We start from the raw sequence: 1,306 nt of genomic DNA on the forward strand, positions 1-1,306 counted from the left end.
GCTTGCTGAACAGCAGCCTTTATTAAGCAGTCAATTGTGGTTTCATAACGATATACGGGATAATTTTTACTACGCCTCTTATTTATTCACAGCTTCCATTCATCATGCAAACATTCTTCAATTAAATGCGGAAGCTGCTAAAGCAAAAGCGACTAGCGTGTTATTAGAGATCCTTCGTCTTCAAGACCAGAATCCTGCAAGTAAAACCTATGGTCATTGGCCACTAAATTTAGAGCCATCACCTCAGCTCGCTAGCCCGCATGTTCTCCCAGTGGAATTGATGGGCAGTTTAATGGCTTATTTTACAGTGAAGCACGAGGAAGATTTCAGCCAACCGCTCCTAGAAGCGTTTAATCAAGCGCTCACTCATATCTATCGAAGCGATTTTTATCGTCAGCCGATGACTCATTTCATCCATCATGAAGCCAAGTATACAGCAGCCAAAATAATATTTGGTGAGAGATTCGGAGACTCCGTGCTTGTGGAGGATGGAAGAGAGTCTTTGCAGCTTACGTTAGAGCATATTAAGCGATATGGAATGTCCGAATATGGCTCGTTGCCATGGTTTTGGCATTGGTTACAAGCCTTCACCTGTGCATGGCAGTTGACGAACGATAAGGATTTGAAAACTCAGCTAAGTGAAATGCTGGATTATCTTTGGAATGAAAGAGCAGTCTTTTATTTAAAAGGAGCGTGGGTAGGGACTCATTCACGCGGCTTGAAACATGATATACCGCTTGATGGAAATGTTTTGCATGACTATGTCCAATTCGGTGATTTCAAGCTTCCGGATAAAATGCCTCGCACGGAATATGCTGGCTTTTTATATTATCAGGCAACAGAATCGGCGCTGCAAACTGCTGTTAAACGCAATAAGCCAACTGAAGTGAACAAATTGATTACGAAACATGCAGACACAGCAGATGAACTCAGGCTGCACAACTATGCATACATAACAGAAGATTTTGCGGCAGGAGGCATGTGGGAACGCTCCTTGGAGTTTGATAATGAGCAGCATCGTTGGGACATTAGCCTTCCGGTAAATGATGAAGTTGGTATTAACCAAGCTTATTTCTACCATCCTTCGGAGGCAAGCGCCGTTCATGACCCTAGACATCAAAGTGAATTTACCGAGGTTCTGTTTCACAAAAATACGATTATAGCTCTCTATCAGATTCCAGATGGACAATATGATTCCATCATTGGCATTTTACCTTTAACTGATTGGCAGCAAGAACCGAATCTGCTAGCGGGGCAAACGACTAAACTTTATTGGGCCGTTCATTTGATGCAGCCTTATCAATTA

The 1,306-nt window shown here is 42.6% G+C and carries 1 protein-coding gene; it reads left to right on the plus strand.

Features of this window, described 5'->3' with window-relative positions; genetic code table 11:
* Positions 1-1,306, plus strand: a 1,306-nt coding sequence (locus AC1DWN_RS33865) for a hypothetical protein (protein WP_477563205.1), incomplete at both ends; no start/stop codon positions are given.

It is taken from the genome of Paenibacillus sp. P4_A7, assembly GCF_056402455.1.